The 23,166-nt window shown below is 64.8% G+C and carries 22 protein-coding genes; 9 read left to right on the forward strand and 13 right to left on the reverse strand.

Annotated elements, in window-relative coordinates; all coding sequences use genetic code 11:
- Window positions 1-177: 177 nt before the first annotated feature.
- Complete coding sequence (locus DIE13_RS31090) at window positions 178-1,377, reverse strand: amino acid aminotransferase (RefSeq protein WP_124830825.1); 1,200 nt, start codon at window positions 1,375-1,377, stop codon at window positions 178-180.
- 249 nt (window positions 1,378-1,626) lie between these two features.
- On the opposite strand from DIE13_RS31090, the gene uvrB reads away from it, so the two are divergent.
- From uvrB to DIE13_RS31120, 5 genes are all read left to right on the forward strand, one after another.
- Window positions 1,627-3,717: an excinuclease ABC subunit UvrB gene (gene uvrB, locus DIE13_RS31100; protein ID WP_124830826.1), complete on the forward strand. Its 2,091-nt coding sequence runs from the start codon at window positions 1,627-1,629 to the stop codon at window positions 3,715-3,717.
- A gap of 219 nt (window positions 3,718-3,936) precedes the next feature.
- Window positions 3,937-4,488, forward strand: a complete 552-nt coding sequence (locus tag DIE13_RS31105; protein WP_124830827.1) for an iron transporter — start codon at window positions 3,937-3,939, stop codon at window positions 4,486-4,488.
- A gap of 55 nt (window positions 4,489-4,543) precedes the next feature.
- Window positions 4,544-4,876, forward strand: a complete 333-nt coding sequence (locus DIE13_RS31110) for a cupredoxin domain-containing protein (RefSeq protein WP_124830828.1) — start codon at window positions 4,544-4,546, stop codon at window positions 4,874-4,876.
- 58 nt (window positions 4,877-4,934) lie between these two features.
- Window positions 4,935-5,777, forward strand: a complete 843-nt coding sequence (locus DIE13_RS31115) for an FTR1 family protein (protein WP_124830829.1) — start codon at window positions 4,935-4,937, stop codon at window positions 5,775-5,777.
- Window positions 5,774-7,171: a 4Fe-4S binding protein gene (locus tag DIE13_RS31120; RefSeq protein ID WP_124830830.1), complete on the forward strand. Its 1,398-nt coding sequence runs from the start codon at window positions 5,774-5,776 to the stop codon at window positions 7,169-7,171. The genes DIE13_RS31115 and DIE13_RS31120 overlap by 4 nt, the downstream gene beginning before the upstream one ends.
- 322 nt (window positions 7,172-7,493) lie before the next feature.
- Here DIE13_RS31120 and hemP read toward each other — a convergent pair whose 3' ends face one another.
- From hemP to DIE13_RS31140, 3 genes are all read right to left on the reverse strand, one after another.
- The gene (gene hemP, locus DIE13_RS31130; RefSeq protein ID WP_096508968.1) at window positions 7,494-7,739 is read right to left on the reverse strand and encodes a hemin uptake protein HemP; all 246 of its coding nucleotides are present in this window, start codon (window positions 7,737-7,739) and stop codon (window positions 7,494-7,496) included.
- Window positions 7,740-7,877: 138 nt separating this feature from the next.
- A complete protein-coding gene (locus DIE13_RS31135) occupies window positions 7,878-8,360 on the reverse strand; it encodes an SRPBCC family protein (protein ID WP_121859184.1) in 483 nt (160 codons plus the stop codon).
- A 98-nt stretch (window positions 8,361-8,458) separates the two neighbouring features.
- Complete coding sequence (locus tag DIE13_RS31140; RefSeq protein ID WP_124830832.1) at window positions 8,459-9,331, reverse strand: pirin family protein; 873 nt, start codon at window positions 9,329-9,331, stop codon at window positions 8,459-8,461.
- 122 nt (window positions 9,332-9,453) lie between these two features.
- Here DIE13_RS31140 and DIE13_RS31145 point away from each other — a divergent pair, with 122 nt between their 5' ends.
- Window positions 9,454-10,431, forward strand: a complete 978-nt coding sequence (locus tag DIE13_RS31145; protein ID WP_124830833.1) for a LysR family transcriptional regulator — start codon at window positions 9,454-9,456, stop codon at window positions 10,429-10,431.
- A gap of 396 nt (window positions 10,432-10,827) precedes the next feature.
- Here DIE13_RS31145 and DIE13_RS31150 read toward each other — a convergent pair whose 3' ends face one another.
- From DIE13_RS31150 to DIE13_RS31190, 9 genes are all read right to left on the reverse strand, one after another.
- On the reverse strand, window positions 10,828-11,256 hold the full coding sequence (locus DIE13_RS31150; RefSeq protein WP_124830834.1) for a biopolymer transporter ExbD: 429 nt from the start codon (window positions 11,254-11,256) through the stop codon (window positions 10,828-10,830).
- A gap of 12 nt (window positions 11,257-11,268) precedes the next feature.
- Window positions 11,269-12,000, reverse strand: a complete 732-nt coding sequence (locus tag DIE13_RS31155) for a MotA/TolQ/ExbB proton channel family protein (RefSeq protein ID WP_124830835.1) — start codon at window positions 11,998-12,000, stop codon at window positions 11,269-11,271.
- A gap of 36 nt (window positions 12,001-12,036) precedes the next feature.
- Window positions 12,037-12,765 carry an energy transducer TonB gene (locus DIE13_RS31160; RefSeq protein ID WP_124830836.1) on the reverse strand — a complete coding sequence of 243 codons (729 nt, stop codon included), beginning with the start codon at window positions 12,763-12,765 and terminating at the stop codon, window positions 12,037-12,039.
- A gap of 218 nt (window positions 12,766-12,983) precedes the next feature.
- Window positions 12,984-13,220, reverse strand: coding sequence for a bacterioferritin-associated ferredoxin (locus DIE13_RS31165; RefSeq protein ID WP_011885486.1), 237 nt, complete (start codon window positions 13,218-13,220; stop codon window positions 12,984-12,986).
- A 150-nt stretch (window positions 13,221-13,370) separates the two neighbouring features.
- Window positions 13,371-14,234, reverse strand: a complete 864-nt coding sequence (murI, locus tag DIE13_RS31170) for a glutamate racemase (RefSeq protein ID WP_390680709.1) — start codon at window positions 14,232-14,234, stop codon at window positions 13,371-13,373.
- 37 nt (window positions 14,235-14,271) lie between these two features.
- Window positions 14,272-14,748, reverse strand: coding sequence for a bacterioferritin (gene bfr, locus DIE13_RS31175; protein WP_011352652.1), 477 nt, complete (start codon window positions 14,746-14,748; stop codon window positions 14,272-14,274).
- Between the two features lie 193 nt (window positions 14,749-14,941).
- Window positions 14,942-16,465 carry a fumarate hydratase gene (locus DIE13_RS31180; protein WP_011657442.1) on the reverse strand — a complete coding sequence of 508 codons (1,524 nt, stop codon included), beginning with the start codon at window positions 16,463-16,465 and terminating at the stop codon, window positions 14,942-14,944.
- Window positions 16,466-16,508: 43 nt separating this feature from the next.
- A complete protein-coding gene (locus tag DIE13_RS31185) occupies window positions 16,509-17,090 on the reverse strand; it encodes a TIGR00645 family protein (RefSeq protein ID WP_098555299.1) in 582 nt (193 codons plus the stop codon).
- A 114-nt stretch (window positions 17,091-17,204) separates the two neighbouring features.
- Window positions 17,205-18,122: a DMT family transporter gene (locus tag DIE13_RS31190; protein ID WP_124830838.1), complete on the reverse strand. Its 918-nt coding sequence runs from the start codon at window positions 18,120-18,122 to the stop codon at window positions 17,205-17,207.
- Window positions 18,123-18,469: 347 nt separating this feature from the next.
- Between DIE13_RS31190 and acs the strand changes: the two genes are divergently transcribed.
- The 3 genes from acs to DIE13_RS31210 all read left to right on the forward strand — a co-directional run bounded on the left by acs (window position 18,470) and on the right by DIE13_RS31210 (window position 22,898).
- A complete protein-coding gene (acs, locus tag DIE13_RS31200; RefSeq protein WP_124830839.1) occupies window positions 18,470-20,452 on the forward strand; it encodes an acetate--CoA ligase in 1,983 nt (660 codons plus the stop codon).
- 76 nt (window positions 20,453-20,528) lie between these two features.
- Complete coding sequence (locus tag DIE13_RS31205; protein WP_124830840.1) at window positions 20,529-20,879, forward strand: DUF4212 domain-containing protein; 351 nt, start codon at window positions 20,529-20,531, stop codon at window positions 20,877-20,879.
- Window positions 20,880-20,882: 3 nt separating this feature from the next.
- Window positions 20,883-22,898, forward strand: a complete 2,016-nt coding sequence (locus DIE13_RS31210) for a sodium:solute symporter family protein (RefSeq protein ID WP_124830841.1) — start codon at window positions 20,883-20,885, stop codon at window positions 22,896-22,898.
- Window positions 22,899-23,166 lie beyond the last annotated feature (268 nt).

Raw genomic sequence — 23,166 nt, forward strand, 5'->3', positions numbered from 1 at the left:
TTCCTGTCGGCCTTCCCGAGCGCCGCGCTCACCGGCCAGTCGTTCGTCGTCAGCCACGGCTGGTTCATGCAGTAACGAATGCCGGCAAGCAGGCCGGCATAAAAAACGCGCTCCGGGGAGCGCGTTTTTCATTTCGGCGGGGCGGCCTGGTGACGGCTGCCGCCTTTCGATGCCGATTTACTTCAGCACCGCTGCGACGGCATTGGCGACTGCGTCGAGGTTGCGCGTGTTCAGCGCTGCGACGCAGATGCGGCCCGTGCCGACTGCGTAGATGCCGAATTCTTCGCGCAGGCGATCGACTTGCGCCGAGGTCAGGCCCGAATACGAGAACATCCCGCGCTGCGCGTTGATGAAGCTGAAGTCGCGATCGACGCCGCTCGCCTTCAGGCGCTCGACGAGGCCGTTGCGCATCGCGCGGATACGGTCGCGCATTTCGCCGAGTTCCTGCACCCACGAAGCGTGCAGTTCCGGCGATGCCAGCACTGCTGCGACGACTGCGCCACCGTGGGTCGGCGGGTTCGAGTAGTTCGTGCGGATCACGCGCTTCAGTTGCGACAGCACACGCGTCGCCTCTTCCTTGCTCGACGTGATGATCGACAGCGCGCCAACGCGTTCGCCATACAGCGAGAACGACTTCGAGAACGACGACGACACGAACGCATTCAGGTCGGCCGCGGCAAACAGGCGCACGGCAGCGGCATCAGCCTCGATGTTCTCGCCGAAGCCCTGATAGGCCATGTCGAGGAACGGCACGAGGTTGCGTGCCTTCACGACGTCGACGACTTGCTGCCATTGCGCTTCGGTCAGGTCCACGCCGGTCGGGTTGTGGCAGCACGCGTGCAGCACGACGATCGTGCCGGCTGCGTAGCCGTTCAGTGCCGACAGCATGCCTTCGAAGTTCACGCCGTTGGTGGCAGCGTCGTAATACGGGTAGGCGACGACTTCGAAGCCGGCCGCTTCGAACAGTGCGCGGTGGTTTTCCCAGCTCGGATCGCTGATCGCGACCTTCGCGTTCTGGTTCACGGTGCGCAGGAAATCGGCGCCGATCTTCAGCGCGCCCGTGCCGCCCAGTGCCTGCGCCGTGACCACGCGGCCTGCGGAGATCAGCGGCGAATCGTTGCCGAGCAGCAGCTTCTGCACGGCTGCATCGTAGGCGGCGATCCCGTCGATCGGCAGGTAGCCGCGCGGCAGGCCGGCGTCGACACGTGCCTTCTCCGCTTCGCGAACGGCGCGCAGCAGCGGGATCTTGCCTTCTTCGTTCGTGTACACGCCGACGCCGAGGTTGACCTTGGTCGGACGCGCATCGGCGTTGAAAGCTTCGTTCAGGCCCAGGATCGGGTCGCGGGGAGCAAGCTGGACAGCGGAGAAGAGCGACATGATGATTCGGCAGTAGTGAAAAGAGGGTCAGGCTTTCAGCCGGCGGGACGGGCGCAGCGGACCGCGCGCCAACGGCACGGCGCCGGAAAGCGCAGCAGCCTGATATTGTAGCGAATTCACGATGGCCGGGGCGGCGATTGCGCGGCAAATCGCGATTTCGGGCGACGGCCATGCGTCAGGAGTCGTCAGCGGTCCGTCCTGCCGCGAAGCGCTAGAATAGTTTTTTTGCCCTCGCTCTGGCCGCACTCCATGTCCGAACATCACGCCGAAGTCGGCGACGCGCTCGACGAATCGAAATTCGTGACCTTCGAAGGGTCGCCATTCCAGCTGTATCAACCGTATCCGCCTGCAGGCGACCAGCCGACCGCGATCGAAACGCTCGTCGAAGGCGTCGGCGACGGCCTTGCCTTCCAGACGCTGCTCGGCGTGACGGGCTCGGGCAAGACCTTCACGATGGCCAACACGATCGCGCGGCTCGGCCGCCCGGCGATCGTGTTCGCGCCGAACAAGACGCTCGCGGCGCAGCTCTACGCGGAATTCCGCGAGTTCTTCCCGCGCAACGCGGTCGAGTACTTCGTCTCGTACTACGACTATTACCAGCCGGAAGCGTACGTGCCGCAGCGCGACCTGTTCATCGAGAAGGACTCGTCGATCAACGAGCACATCGAGCAGATGCGGCTGTCGGCGACGAAGAGCCTGATGGAGCGCCGCGACGTGGTGATCGTCGCGACGGTGTCGGCGATCTACGGTATCGGCAATCCGTCCGAGTACCACCAGATGATCCTGACGCTGCGCACGGGCGACAAGCTCGGCCAGCGCGACGTGATCGCGCGGCTGATCGCGATGCAGTACTCGCGCAACGAACAGGACTTCCAGCGCGGGACGTTCCGCGTGCGCGGCGACACGATCGACATCTTCCCGGCCGAACACGCGGAGATGGCCGTGCGCGTCGAACTGTTCGACGACGAGGTCGAGACGCTGCAATTGTTCGATCCGCTGACCGGGCGCGTGCGGCAGACGATTCCGCGCTTCACCGTCTATCCGTCGTCGCACTACGTGACGCCGCGCGACACCGTGATGCGTGCGGTCGAGACGATCAAGGACGAATTGCGCGAGCGCCTCGAATTCTTCCACCGCGACGGCAAGCTCGTTGAGGCGCAGCGCCTCGAGCAGCGTACGCGCTTCGACCTCGAGATGCTGCAGGAGCTCGGCTTCTGCAAGGGCATCGAGAACTATTCGCGGCATTTCTCCGGCGCCGCACCCGGCGAGCCGCCGCCGACCCTCGTCGACTATCTGCCGCCCGACGCGCTGATGCTGCTCGACGAATCGCACGTGCTGATCGGCCAGTTGAACGGGATGTACAACGGCGACCGCGCGCGCAAGGAGAACCTCGTCAATTACGGCTTCCGGCTGCCGTCCGCGCTGGACAACCGGCCGCTCAAGTTCCCGGAGTTCGAGCGCAAGATGCGCCAGGTGGTGTTCGTGTCGGCGACGCCGGCCGACTACGAACAGCGCGTGACGGGGCAGATCGCCGAGCAGGTGGTGCGGCCGACCGGGCTCGTCGATCCGGAAATCGAAGTGCGGCCAGCCAGTTCGCAGGTCGATGACGTGCTGACCGAGATCAACGCGCGCGTGAATGCCGGCGAGCGCGTACTGATCACCGTGCTGACGAAGCGGATGGCGGAGCAACTCACCGAGTTCCTGGCCGATCACGGCGTCAAGGTGCGCTACCTGCACAGCGACATCGACACGGTTGAGCGGGTCGAGATCATTCGCGACCTGCGGCTCGGCACGTTCGACGTGCTGGTCGGGATCAACCTGCTGCGCGAGGGCCTCGACATTCCCGAGGTGTCGCTGGTCGCGATTCTCGATGCGGACAAGGAAGGCTTCCTGCGCGCCGAGCGCTCGCTGATCCAGACGATAGGCCGCGCCGCGCGGAACGTGAACGGCAAGGCGATTCTCTATGCCGACACGATGACCGAATCGATGAAGCGTGCGATCGGCGAGACCGAGCGGCGTCGTGCGAAGCAGATCGCGCACAACGAGAAGATGGGGATCACGCCGCGCGGCGTGGTGAAGCGCATCAAGGACATCATCGACGGCGTCTACAACGCCGACGACGCGCGTGCGGAGCTGAAGGAGGCGCAACAGCGCGCGAAGTTCGAGGACATGTCGGAAAAGCAGATCGCGAAGGAAATCAAGCGCCTCGAAAAGCAGATGGCCGATTACGCGAAGAACCTGGAGTTCGAGAAGGCTGCGGCCACCCGCGACCAGCTCGCGCTGCTGCGCGAACGCGTATTTGGCGCGAACGTGGGCGACCACGTCAGCGGCGGCCGGTAAATCTTTCCAAACGTCACTGAGGCCTCTCGGTAACGGCGTTATAAGCCTTGTGGGATCAGGGGTTTACGCGGGGTCCCGTTTGTTCCGGAGGCCGTTCGGTGCTAAACTTTCCAAGTATTGAGAATAGTTCGCATTAACGTTCTTCGTTGCGTTAGTGTTTTCAGCGCGGCGTCCGGGAGGGCGGCGCGCGGGTCGTCAGACAAATAACAAGGAGTGTCCATGTTGGGTTCTTCGTTCATCCGCACGTCGGTTGCGGTAGCGGCGGCGCTTGCCGCGATGTCGGCTTCGGCTGCCGAATATCCGATCGGCAAGCAGCAGATCCAGGGCGGCATGGAAATCGGCGCGGTGTACCTGCAGCCGATCACGATGGATCCGGAAGGGATGATGCGCAAGGCGTCCGATTCCGACGTTCACCTCGAGGCCGATATCCACGCGGTCAAGAACAACCCGACGGGTTTCGCGGAAGGCGACTGGATGCCGTACCTGCAAGTCACGTACAAGCTGACGAAGCAGGGCGACACGAAGTGGAAGGCTGAAGGGGACCTGATGCCGATGGTGGCGAGCGACGGTCCGCACTATGGCGACAACGTGAAGCTGGCAGGCCCCGGCAAGTACCACCTGACAATGACCGTCAAGCCGCCGATGCAGTCGGGCCACATGGCGTTTGGCCGCCATGTCGACAAGGAAACGGGCGTGGGCCCGTGGTTCAAGCCCATCACCCTCGAATACGATTTCCCGTTCGCCGGCATCGGCAAGAAGGGCGGGTACTGATCGGTGGAATCACGGACGGCGCGCCTTGGCGCGCCGTCGGCGTAGAGAACCCAGAATGAAATATCCCCAGAAAATCGCTGTCGCAGCCGCCGCGCTGTGGCTCGCCGGCGCGGTGCATGCCGCCGATCTGCCGACGTTCAAGCTCGAGATGACGGACGGCAAGCTGAATCCCGCCCGCATCGAAGTGCCGGCTGGTCAGCGCTTCAAGATCGAGATCAAGAATACCGGCAAGGGTGCCGCCGAATTCGAGAGCGTGCAGTTGCGCAAGGAGAAGGTGCTTGCGCCGGGCGCCGATTCGTTCGTGGTCGTCGCTCCGCTGTCGCCGGGCGAATACAAGTTTTTCGACGATTTCCACCAGCAGGCGCAGGGCGTGATCGTCGCGAAGTAACGCGTTTTATCTGCATGCGGGCGCACGAGTGCCTTGCCTCGCACGTCAGGAGGATTCAATGGGTCAGATCTTGTTCATCGTCTGGCGGGAGAGCGTCGAAGCGCTGCTCGTCGTCGGCATCCTCTATGCATGGCTGAAGAACGGCGACGACGATGCGCGTCGCGGTCTGCCGTATCTGTGGACCGGTGTCGCGGCCGGCTTGCTGATGGCCGTCGGCCTTGGCGCCGCGCTCGTCGGCTTTACCGAAGTGCTGTCCGGCGACGCGCAGGACTATTTCCAGACCGCGATGGTGTTGATCGCGTGCGTGCTGATCGTGCAGATGGTGCTGTGGATGCGCCGGCACGGCCGCACGCTCAAGCGCGACATGGAGCACTCGCTGCAGCAGAGCACGCGCGATTCGAACTGGTGGGGCGTGGGGGTGCTGGTCGCTCTCGCGATCGCCCGCGAAGGCAGCGAGACGGTGATCTTCCTGTACGGTCTCGGGTTCGGCCAGTCAGGGCACGTGGACGGCAGCCAGATGCTCGCGGTCGTGATCGGTCTGGGCCTCGCGTTCCTCACGTTCTATTTGCTGCAACTTGGCGGCAAGTACTTCTCGTGGCGGCATTTCTTCCGCGTGACCGAAATCATGCTGTTGTTCCTGGGCGCGGGCCTGTTCCAGACGGGTGTCGACAAGCTGATCGACAAGGAAATCCTGCCGCTCGGCATTTCGCAGGTGTGGGACACGTCCGGGATCCTCGATGATTCGAGCACGTTCGGCTCGCTCGTTGCCACGCTGACGGGCTATCGCACACATCCGGCGTTGACCAACCTGATCGCGTATGCGGTGTACTGGGCGGTCGTGTGGCTGCTGATGAAGTGCGCAAGCCGCCGTCCGGCCGTTACCGCGGGTCGCACGGCATGAGCGTTGTCGCCGCAGCCAAGCCGGGCTGGCTCGCACAGGCCGGCCAGTGGATGCAGCGCCACGGCGCGGTGATCCGCGGCATCCAGTGGGTCGTCGTCGGCGTCTACGCGTTCCTGATCATCGTACCGGCAGTGTTGCCGCTGCCGGACGATTCCGCGCATCTGTGGAGCAATCTCACGCTGATTGCGCAGTTCGTGTTCTGGGGCATCTGGTGGCCGTTCGTGCTGCTGTCGATGGTGATGCTCGGCCGCGTCTGGTGCGGCGTGCTGTGCCCGGAAGGCGCACTGACCGAATATGCGAGCAAGTTCGGCCGCGGCGGCGCGATTCCGCGCTGGATGCGGTGGGGCGGCTGGCCGTTCGTCGCGTTCGGGCTCACGACGATCTACGGACAGATGGTCAGCGTGTACCAGTACCCGCTCGCGGTACTGTTCGTGCTCGGCGGCTCGACCGTCGGCGCGATCGTGATCGGCTTGCTGTACGGACGCGAGAAGCGCGTGTGGTGCAAGTATCTGTGCCCGGTCAACGGCGTGTTCGGGCTGCTGTCGCGGCTCGCGCCGATGCGCTACAAGGTTGACGAGGAGGCGTGGCGCCGCTCGTACAAGAACGGCGAACATGGCCATCGCGTGATTCCGATCAACTGCGCGCCGCTCGTGCCGTTGCGCAGCATGAAGGGCGCGGCGTCGTGCCATATGTGCGGCCGCTGCAGCGGGCATCGCGATGCGATCTCGCTGTCGTTGCGCTCGCCGTCCGATGAAGTCGTGAACCTCGGCGCGCAGCAGGCGAATCCGTGGGACACGGCACTGATCCTGTACGGCCTGCTCGGTGTCGCGATCGGTGCATTTCACTGGACCGTCAGCCCGTGGTTCGTGCAGATCAAGCAATGGCTCGCGGGCTGGCTGATCGACCGCGACATCACGTGGCCGCTCGAGACCAATGCACCGTGGTTCCTGCTCACGCATTACCCGGATCGTAACGACGTGTTTTCGTGGCTCGACGGCGGCCTGATCGTCAGCTACATCGTCGGGACGGGGCTCGTGTACGGCACCGCGCTGCTCGTGCTGCTGGCCGGCGCGACGCTGATGCTCGGCCGCTTCGATCGCGTGCGTCTCCATCATCTCGCACAGGCATTGATCCCGATCGCCGGCGCGGGCGTGTTCCTCGGACTGTCGGCGACGACGCTGTCGCTGCTGCGGGCCGAGCACGTGCCGCTCGGTTGGGCGTCGGACGTGCGCATCGCGATTCTGGCCGGTGCCAATGCATGGAGCGCCTGGCTCGCATGGAAGGTGACGGGGCGCTATGCGGCGTGGCCGCGCCGATTGGCTGCATTCGCATGTTTTGCGGCCGGCCTCGCCGTCGTCGACAGTGCGTGGTGGCTGATGTTCTGGGGTTTCTGACGCAGCATCGACGGCTTCGCGGCCGTTGCGCTTCGCAACCCGGTGGACGAGGTTCCGTTATCGGCTCCGAAGCGCTCGAACAGCGGGGCGGGTGGGCCGGATACTTGTTCTTTCCGCGTCCGGCCGCCCAAATAAAAAAGCGACACGTCCTTCGACGTGTCGCTTTTTTTCTTCCTTGTGCGAGAACCAAAAAAATGGCTTGGCTTGCTGCAACGGCTGCTTGAGTGTGTTTGCACGAAGGGGTCTAGATCTCGCGTGCAAGCCGTTACGCTGGCTACTGCCCAACACCTCTCAGGGAGGTGGTCCCCACAATACTCTGTCGTTACTTCGTCAGGATCAGCTTGCCGAGCCGCGTGGCGCGCAGCTGATAAGTCTCCCCGTTGTGCGCGATGCTGATGTGGCTGTGGCCCTGCAGCAGCGCATCGCTGCTGACGACCCGTGTGCCTGCATCGCGGCTTGCGGCCGGCTTCGCCGGCGTCGTGACCGCTGCCGTCTTTTGACGGTTGCCGCCTGCGGTGCCGGTCGGGCGGCGCAAGGTCAGCGTGGTCGGGCGCGTGGTGTCGGTCATTCGGTTGATCGGTGACTGTCGATACGATGGAATGAATTCTAAATGATAACTATTCCCATTTACAAAAACTCTTTATCGATCGAAGTGGTCAACCCGATAGCCTGTATCAAAGGGGCGGCCCATAGACCGCCCGGCGCGTCAGTGCAGCGGATCCGGGTCCTTGCGGCCCTGCGCGTATTCACGGATCAGGCGCACGGTGTCGATGTCCGACGTGCGATACGCTTCCTTGACGATGCCGTGCGTCTGGCGCGCTTCCTCGCTGTCGTCCGTAACGGTCAGCGTCGTGCGGTATTCGAAGCGCAGGAACAGCTCATGGTCGTCGCGCTCCTCGATCGTCATCGTCAGAGAGCCACCGATTTCGCCGCCCGCTGCGTGGATGTCGTAGCGCACTTGCTGGTTCGGCGTGAACGTCACGCGATCGCGCACGGTCGCATGGCCATAATGCAGCTCGCGTTCGAGCGTCGTGTCCGTTCGTTCGTGGACGACACAGCTGTCGAGGCCGATCACGAACAGCTGCGGCTGTTCGGCGCGCAGCACGAGGCCTTCCCAGAGCTGCTCGCGGGTGAGGGACGGCACGGCCGGATCGTCGGAGTTGATCTGGATCAGATGTTCGAAGTTCAAGGGGACGGGTTCCTTCTGGTGGCGGACAGCCACATGGTTCAAGAACTCATTGTGACGCAAAACGAGTCATTTCGCGGCACCTGCGTCCCGATCGGGCGTCACGCCTCGATACTTCCCATGCGGCCGGTCTGGTAGTCGACGACGGCTTGCCGGATCTCTTCCTCGGTATTCATCACGAACGGCCCGTAGCGGACGATCGGCTCGTTGAGCGGCACGCCGCCGATCAGCAGCAGGTCGAGCGGCGTGTCGCCGGCTTCGAACGTCACTGCGTCGCCGTCATCGCCGTAGACCACCATGTGCCGTGCGTCGACAAGCTGTCTGTCGGGCCCGTAACGGCCCGCTCCATCGAGCGGATAGGCGAACACGCGATAGCCCGCCGGCACCGGCTGGGAGACCGATGCGCCCGGTTGCAGCGTGAAATGCTGGTAGAGGATCGGCGTGCGCGTCTCGATCGCCGCACGTACGCCGAATGCCTCGCCGGCGATCACGCGGACGTGCGCACGACCGTCCGGCGACGTGGCGCTCGGGATGCGGTCGGCCGAAATCTCCTGGTAGCGCGGCGCGATCAGCTTGTCGCGGCGCGGCAGGTTGACCCACAGCTGGAAGCCGTGCGAGCGTCCGCCTGCCTGCGCGAATGCCGGATCCGGCATCTCGCTGTGCACGACGCCGGCGCCGGCGGTCATCCACTGCACGTCGCCGGGCCCGAGCGTGCCGGCATGGCCGGCCGAGTCGCGATGGCGAAAGCGCCCGTCGAGCACGTACGTCACGGTCTCGAAGCCGCGATGCGGATGGTCGGGCGCGCCCTTGGCTTCGCCGGGCGCATAGTCGACGGGACCCATTTCATCGAGCAGCAGGAACGGATCGAAATCCATCAGCAGCCGGGTCGGAAACGGACGGTGAACCACGAAGCCGCCGCCTTCGGTCGTGCGAAGTGCGGGGTACGTGCGGTCAAGCGAGCGAGCGGTCGTCATGCAGAAGCCCTCGTTATCGTCGGAATAGCGTTATTTTTGAAACATAGCGCTATTATATTGGGCGTTTTACCGTCCGATTTGCGGCGCTTCGCAATGGATTGTTCTGAAATTGGAACGATGACATGAACATCGATGCACACAACCTGAACGACCTCATGTACTTTTCGCAGGTCGTCGAGCACGGCGGTTTCTCGGCAGCCGAGCGCGTGCTGGGTATCTCGAAATCGCGCCTGTCGCGGCGCCTGACCGAACTCGAGGCGGCGCTCGGCGTGCGCCTGCTGCAGCGCTCGACGCGCAAGCTTGCGCTGACCGAGGCGGGGGAACTGTTCTACCAGCATTGCCAGGCGATGCTCGCCGAAGCCCGGGCCGCGATGAACGCCGTGCAGCAACTGCGCGCGTCGCCGCGCGGTTCGGTGCGCGTCAGCGTTCCGGTCACGCTGTCGCAGACGATGCTGTCGCGCCTCCTCCCTGAATTCCTGCACCGCTATCCCGAGGTGAAGGTGCACATTCGTGTGACGAATCGCGTGATCGACCTGTTCGAGGATTCGATCGACGTCGCGTTGCGCGTGCGCTCGGAGCCGCCGCAGAACGCGAACATCGTCGTGCGGCCACTGTGGCGCACCGAGCAGATGCTGGTCGGTGCGCCGAGCCTGCTGAACCAGAACGCGCCGCCGCTGGTGCCGGACGATCTGGCGCACTTCGAGACGCTCGATACGCCGAGCGTCGACGGGCGGCACGTGTTCAACCTGATCGCACCGGACGGCACGCGTCATTTGCACGAGCACGATCCGCGCCTCGTGACGGCCGACCTGATGACGATCCGTGAAGCGGTGCTGGACGGGCTTGGCATCGCGGCGCTGCCCGAGATGATGTACGGCAATGCATTGCGCGCGGGCCAGTTGTCGCCGGTGATGCCGGGCTGGACGCTGCCGGTGCCGCAGCTCTACGCAGTGTTCGTCTCGCGGCAGGGGATGCCGCCGGCCGTGCGTGCGTTCGTCGACTATCTGGTCGAGAAGCTCGACCATGGCGAATACAAGCAGCCGGGGTGTCCCGAGCGCGCGAAGAAGGAAGCGGCGGCGGCCGATGCTTCGTCCACCTGAATGGAAAATGCGCGTCGTGGCAAATTTGTTTTGTCATTGAAGCGCCGTCTGCAATCGCAAGTTTCAATCGGCGGGGCCTTGAATGCGCGCACGCGCGAGCCTATATTGAAATCCCATTTCGTGAAGGAAGTTCTGAGCGGAATCAGGTGGCCGCATATATTGCGAGCCAGATAGGGCAGAACGCGCAATCCGTGCAGACCACGGTAGTCGCATTTGCGTTGCTCGAGGCGCAACCGATACCGCCGAAGAGCCCGCCGCCCGAAGGCGCCCGCGTGCGCATGAAAAAAGGCCTTCATCTGGCGATGAAGGCCTTTTACTTTGTGTGTGGCCGGCGAGGTGTGGCCGGCGAGGTGAGGCTGGCGAGACGCTACCAACGACGCGCGCAATGCGCGTGCGTTACTTCGTCTTCGCGGTCGGCTCCGTCACGAAGCCGAGTTTCGTCAGGCCGCCGGCCTGCGCATCCGACATCACTTCGGCGACGCGCTCATATGCAACCTTGCGGTCTGCACGCAGGTGCAACTCCGGTTGCGGCTGATGCTTTGCCGCTTCCGCAATGTGTGCCTGCAGTTGTTCGCGCGTGACCGTCTCGTCGTTCCACAGGAGCGTGCCATTGCCTTCGATCGCGACGTCGACCGTTTGCGGCTTCTCATCGACGGGTTGACTGCTTGCATGCGGCAGGTCGATCTTTACCGCGTGCTGCATCGCCGGGATCGTCACGAGGAAAATGATCAGGAGTACGAGCATGACGTCGACGAGCGGCGTCATGTTGATCTCGCTCATCACGCCATCGTCGTCATCGTCGCTGAAACCGGTGTTCATTGCCATGGTTCACCCCGCTCAGCTGGCGCGCGTCGCGAGACGCAGGCCGTCGCGGGTCGACGACGACGCGAGGCTCGCGCCCGTCACGAAGTACGCGTGCAGGCCGTGTGCGAAGCGGCGCAGCTTGCTGACTACACCCTTGTTGGCGCGGGTCAGTGCGTTGTAGCCGAGCACCGCGGGAATCGCGACGAACAGGCCGAAGGCCGTCATGATCAGCGATTCGCCGACCGGGCCCGCGACCTGGTCGATCGACGTCTGGCCGGTTGCGCCGATCGCGAGCAGCGCGTGATAGATGCCCCAGACCGTGCCGAACAGGCCGACGAACGGCGCCGTGCTGCCGATCGATGCGAGAATCGCGAGGCCGGCCTGCATGCGCGAGATGCCTTCGTCCATCGTGTCCTTCAGGCAGCGCGTGACCCAGTCCGACACGTCCATGCGGTCGTGCAGGTGCGGTTGCGTCTGATGGTGGTGATCGGCGGCTTCCTTGCCCGACAGCGCGAGCGCGAGGAACGGGTTCTCGCTCGGCGTCGATGCGGTGAGGCCGAGCTTCTTGATGCCGTCGTCGAAATTGTCCGAATGCCAGAAGGCCTGTTCGGCATTCTTCGTGAGACGGTTCAGGCGAACCACGTTCCAGCCCTTGACGATGATCACGATCCACGACAGGACCGACATCACGAGCAGCGTGATCGCAATGGCGCGCGTGACGAAATCACCTTGCGCCCAGACGTGCGCGATACCGTAGCTTTGCATTTTCTTGTTTCCTTTGAATCTACCGAATATGACGGGTTAGTCGTCGAGCGTGAAGTTGAAGGGCAGCGTATGGGCGGCGCGGATCGCTTGCCCGTTCTCGATGTACGGCGGGCACGTGCTGGCGCGCGTCGCCTCGAGTGCGGCTTCGTCGAGGCGCGGGTAGCCGCTGCTCTTCTGCAACTGGACGCTTTCGATCTTGCCCGTCACGCCAATGATGAAGTGAACATAAGCCGTGCCCGTTTCGCCGCGTCGCTTCGACATCGACGGATAGGCGGGTTTCACGAAATTGCAGGTGAGCGCCGATACGTTCTTCGGTGCGCCGACCTGCATCGTCTCGCGAGCCGGGCCGGGTGCCGCAGCCGGCGCAGCAGGAGCTGGTGCGGCGGGGGCCGGTGTCGGATCGACGGCTGCCGGCGCGGGCGTCGGCGACGGTGCCTGCGCAACCGGCCGAGGTGTCGGGATGGCTTTCTGCACCGGCTTGGGCTCGACCTTCGGCTTCACGCGAGGCGTGGGCTTGGGCGGCGCAGGCTGCTGGGCGGCCGACTGGACCGCCACCGGCTGGGCAGCCGGCGCCGGCGGAATGAGTTGCGCGGTGATCGACTGTACCGCGACTTCCTTCGGCGGTGGCGCGTTGCGATGGAGCCACGCGGCCGTCAGCATGATCGCGTGTGCGGCCAGCACACCGACCGCGACAGCGATGACCCGGGGATTCATACGTGGAGCAGCCGGCAAGACGCCGGCAGGAGCGGATTGCGAAGCCTGCATGTTAGCTTGAAAGAACGACGCCGCACCCGGGGGGCGACGGGTGAATCGGCATCACTTGCGGAAAATCAGCAGCGAGATGCAAACGGTGGTCACAAATCCGATCAGCAATTCCATGACAGGCTCCTTGGCAGGTAAGCCGTTGGCTCGCGCGGATGGTGGCTTGCTGACGGTCGAAACAAAAATTGCGGCCGGGGCCGCATGCGTAGGCCCCGCGCCGCTCAGGCGGCCTTGCGGTCGTAGAACGTCACTGGGATCGGATGAGCGTGGTGCTCGACACCGCACCGGCTCGCGCAGACACCTTGCTCGGCCATGAGGTCGCGTACGGACTCCTCGCACTTGCCGCAGCACGTGGCCACGCCAAGCTCGAACTGGAGCTCATCGAAAGAGCTGACGCCTTCGGCGAGGGACGCGCGAATCTTGCGATCGGAAACAGACTTGCACACGCAGACGATCATGATGAGTTGCGATAGCTAACGTTAATGCGAATTATTATCATTAAATTTGAGGGTGTTGACAAGCCTGAGGCGGGCTTTTTTTAAGGTCATCGGACCCTTGAAACGGAAGGTGCGGCGGGAGAGGGCGTACCGGCGGCGTGCCGGCCCGCGTCAGGCGGTCGCGCAGGCGCGCGCGTTCGGCGAGGAAATGGTAACGGATTCGACCGGCGCATCGAGGCCGAGCAGCGTCGACGCGAGCGCGCGCAGTTGCAGGCCATCGCTGGTCGAGCAGAAGCGCGGCGGCGCGGCACGCGTGCCGGCCGGCGCGCGCAGGCCGCGTTCGTCGAGAACGCGCGTGAGCTGGCGGGCGATGGCGTCGCTCGTGTCGACGATCGTCAGGCGGTCGCCAACAAGGTTGCGGATCGTTTCGGTGAAGAACGGGTAGTGCGTGCAACCGAGTACCAGCGTATCGGCACCGTCGTCGAGCATCGGCTGCAGGTAACGCGTAAGCAACGCGCGCAACGCGGGCGAGTCGGTGTCGCCGCGTTCGATCGCTTCGACGAGCCCGTGGCCGGGTTGGCAGATGAAGCGGCGGCCGGCGCCGTAGCGGTCGAGCAACGCCTGGAAGCGCGGGCTGTTCAGTGTCGATTGCGTGGCGAGAACGCCCGCGACGCCGGTCGACGACAGCGCGGCGGCCGGTTTGATGCCCGGCTCGACACCGACGAGCGGTATCGACAGGCATTCGCGGATGGCCGCGATCGCCCGCGCCGTTGCGGTGTTGCATGCAATGACGAGGGCTTTCGCGCCTTCGCGGGCGAGCCACTCGCCGATCGCCAGCGTACGTTCCGTAATGAATGCCTCGTCGCGCGGCCCGTACGGCGCATGCTGCGAATCGGCGACGTAGATGAACGACTCGCCGGGCAGGTGCGCGCGCACGGCGCGCAGCACCGACAGGCCGCCGAGCCCCGAGTCGAAGATACCGACGGGGGCTGCGGGGCGGACCCCGGAAGCGGCTGGCTGGTTCGTCATCGTCATCTGGGCGGCGCGGTGGCGATCGTGGCGGTTACCGCGCTTACTCGGGCGAGCCCATCATCGTTTGCTGGTAGTTCTGCAGGCCGACCTTGCCGATCAGGTCGATTTGCGTTTCCAGCCAGTCGATGTGCTCTTCGGTGTCGTCGAGGATCTTTTCGAAGATCTCGCGCGACACGTAGTCACGCACCGATTCGCAGTAGGCGATGGCTTCCTTGCAGGTGGACTGCGAAATCTGCTCGAGCTTCAGGTCGCACTTCAGGATCTCTTCGGTTTCCTCGCCGACGAGCAGCTTGTGCAGGTCCTGCAGGTTCGGCAGGCCGTCGAGCATGAACACACGCTCGATCAGCCAGTCGGCGTGCTTCATTTCGCCGATCGATTCGTCGTATTCGTGCTTGCCGAGCTTCTCGAGGCCCCAGTGCTTGTACATGCGCGCATGCAGGAAGTACTGGTTGATCGCCGTGAGTTCGTTCTTCAGTTGGGCGTTCAGATATTCGATGACTTTCTTGTCGCCTTGCATGGCTGTTCCTTGTTCAGTGGGGCTTCAGAAACCGAACGATAATCGCTCGAACGAGAAAAGCCAAGCCTCAAAGCCTTGTCGGGCCTGCCTTTTGCGTGTAATGAGAATCAGCCGTGAATAATGGGCCGAGCGCAATAATGAGAATGAGAAGTAAAAAGGCCGGACTTCCGTCCGGCCTTGAGTTCGATCGCGCTTAAGCGGTTGCGACCGGGATCTTGCCGATCTTTGCCTGCCACTCCTTCGGACCGGTCTGGTGCACCGACGTGCCCGACGAATCGACGGCCACCGTCACCGGCATGTCCTGCACGTCGAATTCGTAGATCGCTTCCATGCCGAGGTCTTCGAATGCGAGCACCTTCGCGCCGCGGATCGCCTTCGACACGAGGTATGCCGCGCCGCCGACCGCCATCAGGTATGCAGCCTTGTGCTTCTTGATCGCGTCGATCGCGACCGGGCCGCGTTCCGCCTTGCCGACCATCGAGATCAGGCCTGTCTGGGCGAGCATCGTCTCGGTGAACTTGTCCATCCGCGTTGCCGTCGTCGGGCCTGCCGGGCCGACCACTTCGTCGCGCACCGGGTCGACCGGGCCGACGTAGTAGATCACGCGGTTGGTGAAGTCGACCGGCAGCTTCTCACCCTTCGCAAGCATGTCGGCGATGCGCTTGTGCGCAGCGTCGCGGCCCGTGAGCATCTTGCCCGACAGCAGCAGCGTCTGGCCCGGGGCCCAGCTCGCGACTTCTTCCGGCGTCAGCGTGTTCAGGTCGACGCGCTTGCTCGTTTCCGTGTTCGGTTCCCACTGGACCTTCGGCCATGCGTCGAGCGACGGCGCTTCGAGCTTCGCGGGGCCCGAGCCGTCGAGCACGAAGTGCGCGTGGCGCGTTGCCGCGCAGTTCGGGATCAGCGCGACCGGCTTCGACGCCGCGTGCGTCGGGGCAGCCATGATCTTCACGTCGAGCACGGTTGCGAGGCCGCCGAGGCCCTGCGCGCCGATGCCCAGCGCGTTGACTTTCTCGTGCAGCTCGACGCGCAGTTCCTCGACCCAGTCCTTCGGGCCGCGCGCGATGATTTCCTGGATGTCGATCGGCTCCATCAGCGATTCCTTCGCCATCAGCATCGCCTTTTCAGCGGTGCCGCCGATGCCGATCCCGAGCATGCCGGGCGGGCACCAGCCCGCGCCCATCGTCGGGACCGTCTTCAGCACCCAGTCGACGATCGAGTCGGACGGGTTGAGCATCACGAACTTCGACTTGTTCTCCGAGCCGCCGCCCTTCGCCGCGACCTGCACGTCGACCTTGTCGCCGGGCACGATCTCGTAGTGGATCACGGCCGGCGTGTTGTCCTTCGTGTTCTTGCGCGCGCCTTCCGGCGGATTGACGATCGATGCGCGCAGCACGTTGTCCGGGTGCGTGTAGCCGCGGCGCACGCCTTCGTTGATCATGTCGGTGAGGCCCATCGTCGCGCCGTCCCAGCGCACGTCCATGCCGACCTTCACGAAGATCGTGACGATGCCGGTGTCCTGGCAGATCGGGCGGCGGCCTTCCGCGCACATGCGGCTGTTCGTGAGGATCTGCGCGATCGCGTCCTTCGCGGCCGGGCTCTCTTCCAGCTCGTACGCGCGGCCGAGTGCCTGGATGTAGTCGAGCGGATGGTAGTAGCTGATGTACTGCAGCGAATCCGCGATGCTCTGGATCAGGTCTTCCTGTTTGATGACGGTCATGGCTGAGACTCTGTGGGGCTTGTGGGGAATGCGTTGCGGCGGGTCAGGCCGCAGGTCGGGACGCCGCTGGCGCATGCGTCTCGTGGAAATGGGCCGGGTGCGTGTGCGTCGTCAGGCGGTCGACCCACGCCATCACGAGCGCCGACACGAGGAACGACACGTGGATGATCACCTGCCACATGATCGCGTGCGTCGTGTGCTGATCCGGGTTGATGAAGGTCTTCAGCAGGTGGATCGACGAAATGCTGATGAGCGCCATCGACAGCTTGACCTTCAGCACGCCCGCGTTCACATGGTCGAGCCACTCGGGCTCGTCGGGATGGCCGTCGATGCCGAGACGCGACACGAACGTTTCGTAGCCGCCAACGATCACCATGATCAGCAGGTTCGAGATCATCACGACGTCGATCAGGCCGAGCACCGCGAGCATCACGCTGACTTCGTCGAGGCCGCTCGCGTGCGACAGCAGGTGCCAGACTTCTTTCAGGAACAGGAAGACGTAGACGGCTTGCGCGACGATCAGGCCCAGATAAAGCGGAACCTGGAGCCAGCGGCTCATGAAGATCAGCGCGGGCAGCGGGCGCAGCGGACGACGGGCGGGGCCGGGCAAATGCGGGGCGGACATGATTGAGGTGCGGGTGCGGTGCGCAGGTATCGGGGGGTAATCTCGAAAAGGCGCGCTATTGTAACGCGTCGGCCGGCGCGACTGCAGCGACGCGCCGGTACTGCGGGGGACGGATCAGGCGGCGGCCGCCGGCACGCGCTTGCCGCGCAGGCTGGCAAGCCCGATGCCGGCGACGACGCACGCGAGCGCGATGCCGTGCGCGAGCGTCGGGCGCTCGCCGAGGAACGCGATGCCATACGCGGCTGCCGCGATCGGCAGCACCGCGCTGAACACGCCGGCGAGACTGCCCGGCACGTGGCGGATCCCCTTCATCCACAGCCAGAACGAGAAGATGCTGGCCGACAGCCCGTACCAGACCACCAGGGCCCAGGTGCCGGCCGGCACGCTCGCGTAATCGAAATGCCACAGCGCCGTCGCGCCGAGCGGCAGCATCAGCAGCAGGCCGAACAGGTGCGTGTACGCACAGATGTCGATCGGCGCGAGCGTCTGCGTGAGACGGCGCGACAGGATTACGTAGATCGATTCGCAGCACACGGCGCCCAGGATCAGCAGGTTGCCGGTCAGCGAACTGGACGATGTGCCGCCGTTGCCGTGCGCGGATGCGCTGCCCGCGCCATTGCTGGCAAGGTTGATCGTCACGACGCCCGCGATCGCGAGTGCGATCGACACGAGCGCACGGCCGTTCGGTTTTTCACGCAGGATCAGCCACGCGAACAGCGCGACGATGGCCGGGATCGTGCTCGTGATCACGCCGGCCGCGACCGCACTGGTGTGCTGCACGCCGTTGAGCATCAGCAGCGTGAACATGAAGGTGCCGAAGAACGCCTGCAGGAACAGGTTCAGCCATTCCGCGCGCCGGACCGCCCGCATCTTCACCGGGCTGAACAGCGGCCACAGCACGGCGATCGCGATCACGAAGCGCAGCGTGGCGAGGATGGCGACCGGGACGAAGACGACGATGGATTTACCGATACCGACGTTGCTGCCGACGAACAGCATCGACAGGATGAGGAAGAGAGCGTAGCGATTCAAGCTGGAATCCGGGAGGCGAGTTCAGTTAGGATTGTAGAGTCGCGGTTGTAACAGCGTAAAGCTGACTGTAAAGCGGCTGACCGTAAAGCGGCTGACCGTAAAGCGGCGCGGCGCGGTGTGCGAAACGGCGCGGTCGCGTAAGTGACGGGTAAGTTCAGGCGCTTATCGTGGAAACCGCCGGGCCGTACGTCCACCGTCTCGTGACGTGGTGCGGCGCAGCATCGCGCGCAGCCTTCGGGCCGCGCGCGGGTGAGTGGGAGACAGCGGCGCGCATGCGCCGGCCAAGACGCGCGGCGCGCACGATCGCGCCGCCATGCAGAGGATTCATGTTCACCAAGGGGTAGTCGATGTCTGCGATTGAATCGGTTCTTCACGAAACCCGCCAGTTTGCGCCGCCCGAGGCGCTCGAGAAGGCGGCGACCATTTCCGGCATGCCGGCCTACCGGGCGCTGGCCGCCGAAGCCGAGCGCGATTACGAAGGCTTCTGGGCGCGTCTCGCACGCGAGGGCCTCAGCTGGCACACGCCGTTCACCAAGGTGCTCGACGAGAGCGACGCGCCCTTCTACAAGTGGTTCGACGACGGCGAGCTCAACGCGTCGTACAACTGCCTCGACCGCCACGTCGAAGCCGGCAACGGCCAGCGCGTCGCGGTGATCTTCGAGGCCGACGACGGCACCGTCACGCGCGTCACTTATGCCGAACTCCTCGCACGCGTGTCGCGCTTCGCCAATGCGCTGAAGAAACGCGGGATCGCCAAGGGCGACCGCGTCGTCATCTACATGCCGATGTCGATCGAAGGCATCGTCGCGATGCAGGCCTGTGCGCGCATCGGCGCGACGCACTCGGTCGTGTTCGGCGGCTTCTCCGCGAAATCGCTGAACGAGCGGCTCGTCGACGTCGGCGCCGTCGCGCTCGTCACCGCCGACGAGCAGGCGCGCGGCGGCAAGACGCTGCCGCTCAAGAGCATCGCCGATGAAGCCGTCGCGATGGGCGGCTGCGAAGCCGTCAAGAGCGTGATCGTCTATCGACGCACCGGCGGCAAGATCGACTGGCATGCCGGGCGCGACCTGTGGATGCATGAGCTGGCGGACGCCGAGTCCGACACGTGCGCGCCGGAATGGGTCGGCGCCGAGCATCCGCTGTTCATCCTCTATACGTCGGGCTCGACCGGCAAGCCGAAAGGCGTGCAGCACAGCACGGGCGGCTACCTGCTGTGGGCCGCGCAGACGATGAAGTGGACCTTCGACTGGAAACCCGACGACGTGTTCTGGTGCACGGCCGACATCGGCTGGGTCACCGGCCACACATACATCACGTACGGCCCGCTCGCGTGCGGCGGCACGCAGGTGGTGTTCGAGGGTGTGCCGACCTGGCCGGACGCCGGCCGCTTCTGGAAGATGATCGGCGACCACAAGGTCACCGTGTTCTACACCGCGCCGACGGCGATCCGTTCGCTGATCAAGGCCGCCGAGGCCGACGACAAGGTCCACCCGAAGAGCTACGACCTGTCGAGCCTGCGCATCATCGGCACGGTCGGCGAGCCGATCAATCCGGAAGCGTGGATGTGGTACCACAAGCATGTCGGCCAGGAGCGCTGCCCGATCGTCGACACGTGGTGGCAGACCGAAACCGGCGGCCACATGATCACGCCGCTGCCGGGCGCGACGCCGACGGTGCCGGGTTCGTGCACGCTGCCGCTGCCGGGCATCATGGCGGCGGTGGTCGACGAGACGGGCCAGGACGTGCCGAACGGGCAGGGCGGCATTCTCGTGGTCAAGCGTCCGTGGCCGGCGATGATCCGCACGATCTGGGGCGACCCGGAGCGCTTCAGGAAGAGCTACTACCCCGAGGAACTCGGCGGGCGGCTGTACCTGGCCGGCGACGGCACCGTGCGCGACAAGGACACCGGCTACTTCACGATCATGGGCCGGATCGACGACGTGCTGAACGTGTCGGGCCACCGGCTCGGCACGATGGAGATCGAGTCGGCGCTGGTCTCGCACGAGCTGGTTGCCGAAGCGGCGGTGGTCGGCCGCCCGGACGACACGACGGGCGAGGCGGTGGTCGCGTTCGTGGTGCTCAAGCGTTCGCGTCCGGAGGGCGAGGAGGCCGCGGCGCTCGCGAAGACGCTGCGCGACTGGGTCGGCAAGCAGATCGGGCCGATCGCGAAGCCGAAGGACATCCGCTTCGGCGACAACCTGCCGAAGACGCGCTCGGGCAAGATCATGCGGCGCCTGCTGCGCTCGCTCGCGAAGGGCGAGGCGATCACGCAGGACACCTCCACGCTCGAGAACCCGGCGATCCTCGACCAGCTCGCGGAAGTGCGCTGATCGCGCGAGTTGCGCGTACGAGCCCCTGCGCGGCAATCCCGATTGCCCGCGCAGGGGCTTTTTGCTAAATAACGGCATGACCGTTTCGTCCCGTCCGCGTCCGGCGCGCGCCGTGCCGCCGCCCGTTCCCGAGCCGCTTGCGCGTGCCCATGCGCGCTATTGGCGCTTCAACGTCGCGCTGATAGCGGTGCTGATGGCGATCGGCTTTACGGTGTCGTTCGTCGTGCCGTTCTTCGCGCCCGCGCTCGCGGGCATTCGCTTCGCCGGTTTCAGCCTGCCGTTCTACGTCGGCGCGCAAGGCGCGATTCTCGTGTATCTCGTGCTGATCGTCGTCTACATCGGCCTGATGCAGCGCGCCGATCGCATGCTGCGCCGCGCGTACGACGACCATGCCATGCACGCGAGCGATGCGCACAATGCCCGCTGAGCCATGCTGACGCATCGACTGATACGCGCGTACGCGCTCTACACGCTCGGCTTTCTCGGCTTCATCGCGCTGCTGTGGCGGATCGAGCGCGCGACCGGCTCCGGCGTGTGGATCGGCTACGTGTTCCTGTTCGTGCCGATCGCCGTGTATGCGGTGATCGGGCTGTTGTCGCGCACGTCCGATCTCGTCGAATACTACGTGGCCGGGCGGCGCGTGCCGTCCGCGTTCAACGGGATGGCGACGGCGGCCGACTGGCTCTCGGCGGCGTCGTTCATCGGGCTAGCCGGCTCGCTTTACGCCACCGGCTACGATGCGCTCGCCTACGTGATGGGCTGGACCGGCGGCTTTTGCCTCGTCGCGTTTTTGCTTGCGCCGTATGTGCGCAAGCTCGCGCGCTACACGATTCCCGATTTTCTCGGCACGCGCTTTTCGAGCACCGCGGTGCGCGCGCTCGCGGCCGGCGCGGCGATCCTGTGCTCGTTCGTCTATCTGGTCGCGCAGATCCAGGGGATCGGGCTGATCGCGACGCGCTTCATCGGTGTCGATTTCGCGATCGGGATCTTTTGCGGGCTCGCAGGCATTCTCGTGTGCTCGTTTCTCGGCGGGATGCGCGCGGTCACGTGGACGCAGGTCGCGCAGTACATCATCCTGATCAGCGCGATCCTGATACCGGTGTCGCTGATCGCGATGAAGAACGGGCTCGGGCCCGTGCCGCAGTTCAATTACGGCAAGCTGATGGAGCGGGTGGCGGCGCGCGAGGCGCAGGTGCGCGACGCGGCGGAGGAGCAGCAGGTGCGCGATGCGTATCGGCGGCAGGCCGCAGTCATCCAGACGCAGCTCGACCGCTTGCCGGCATCGTATGCGGATGCGCGCCGGCAACTCGTCGACCAGCTTGCCGACCTGCGGCGCCACAACGGTCCGCTGCGCGAGATCAATCAGCGCGAGCGCGAGCTGGCCGATTTTCCGCGTGACCCGACGGCGGCGCGCGTCGCGTGGACACAGGCGCGCGACGACCTGCTTGCGCGCGCCGAGCCTCCGGTGCCGATGCACGAGCCGTTTCCCGCCGCGAACGACGACGAACGCAAGCCGCGCGAGCGGAATTTCCTCGCGCTGCTGTTGTGCCTGTCGCTCGGCACTGCGAGCCTGCCGCACATCCTGACGCGCTACAACACGACGACGTCGGTGGCGTCCGCGCGTCGCTCGGTCGGGTGGACGCTGTTCTTCATCGCGCTGTTCTATCTGAGCGTGCCGGTGCTCGCGGTGATGATCAAGTACGAGATTCTTGCGAACCTCGTCGGGCAGCCGATCGCCGAATTGCCGGCGTGGGTCACACAGTGGCATCACTTCGAACCCGACCTGATCAGTGTCGTCGAGGTGATTCGCGACGGCATCGTGCACTGGTCGGAAATCCAGATGCAGCCGGACATGGTCGTGCTGGCCGCGCCGGAGATCGCGGGGTTGCCATATGTCGTGTCGGGGTTGATCGCGGCCGGTGCGCTGGCGGCTGCGTTGTCGACCGCTGACGGGTTGTTGCTGACGATCGCGAATGCGTTGTCGCACGACGTCTATTACTGCATGGTCGCGCCGCATGCGTCGAGCCAGCGACGCGTGACGATCTCGAAGGTGCTGCTGCTCGGTGTCGCGCTGTTCGCGTCGTATGTCGCGTCGCTCAATACGGGGAAGATTCTGTTTCTGGTGGGGGCGGCGTTTTCACTCGCGGCGTCGAGTTTCTTTCCGGTGCTGGTGCTCGGGGTGTTCTGGAAACGGACGACGACGCGCGGCGCGATCGCCGGGATGGTGACGGGGCTCGCGGTGTGCGTGTACTACATCGTGTCGACGTATCCGTACTTCACGCAACTCACTGGATTTGCCGGGCGCACGTGGTTCGGGATCGAGCCGATCAGTTCGGGCGTGTTCGGCGTGCCGGCCGGGTTCGCGGTGGCGATTGCGGTGAGCTTGCTCGATCGGCCGCCGGATGAATATACGCGGGCGTTGGTGGATTACATCCGGCATCCGTGAGGGGGTGGCGGGCGCCAACTTGGCCTGTGGTTCGGGGACGGAGGCTTGCCCATAACGAAAATGCCCGCTGGCGCGGGCATTTGAATTCTGGTTGCCTCATAACGACGCTTTCGCCTCGTTTTTTCGAGGGTAATTGACCTGCCCCCTTCAATCGGGCCAATGGGCTTCTAGCAAAGTCCCTTTAAACCAGCTCCTGGAAAGCGGCAGGAGCATCCGCGGTTGCCCGATGTTTCGCCGCAAACTCTGACGGCGCAAGGTAGTTCAGTGC

The organism is Burkholderia sp. Bp9016 (assembly GCF_003857765.1).
Lineage (GTDB): Bacteria > Pseudomonadota > Gammaproteobacteria > Burkholderiales > Burkholderiaceae > Burkholderia.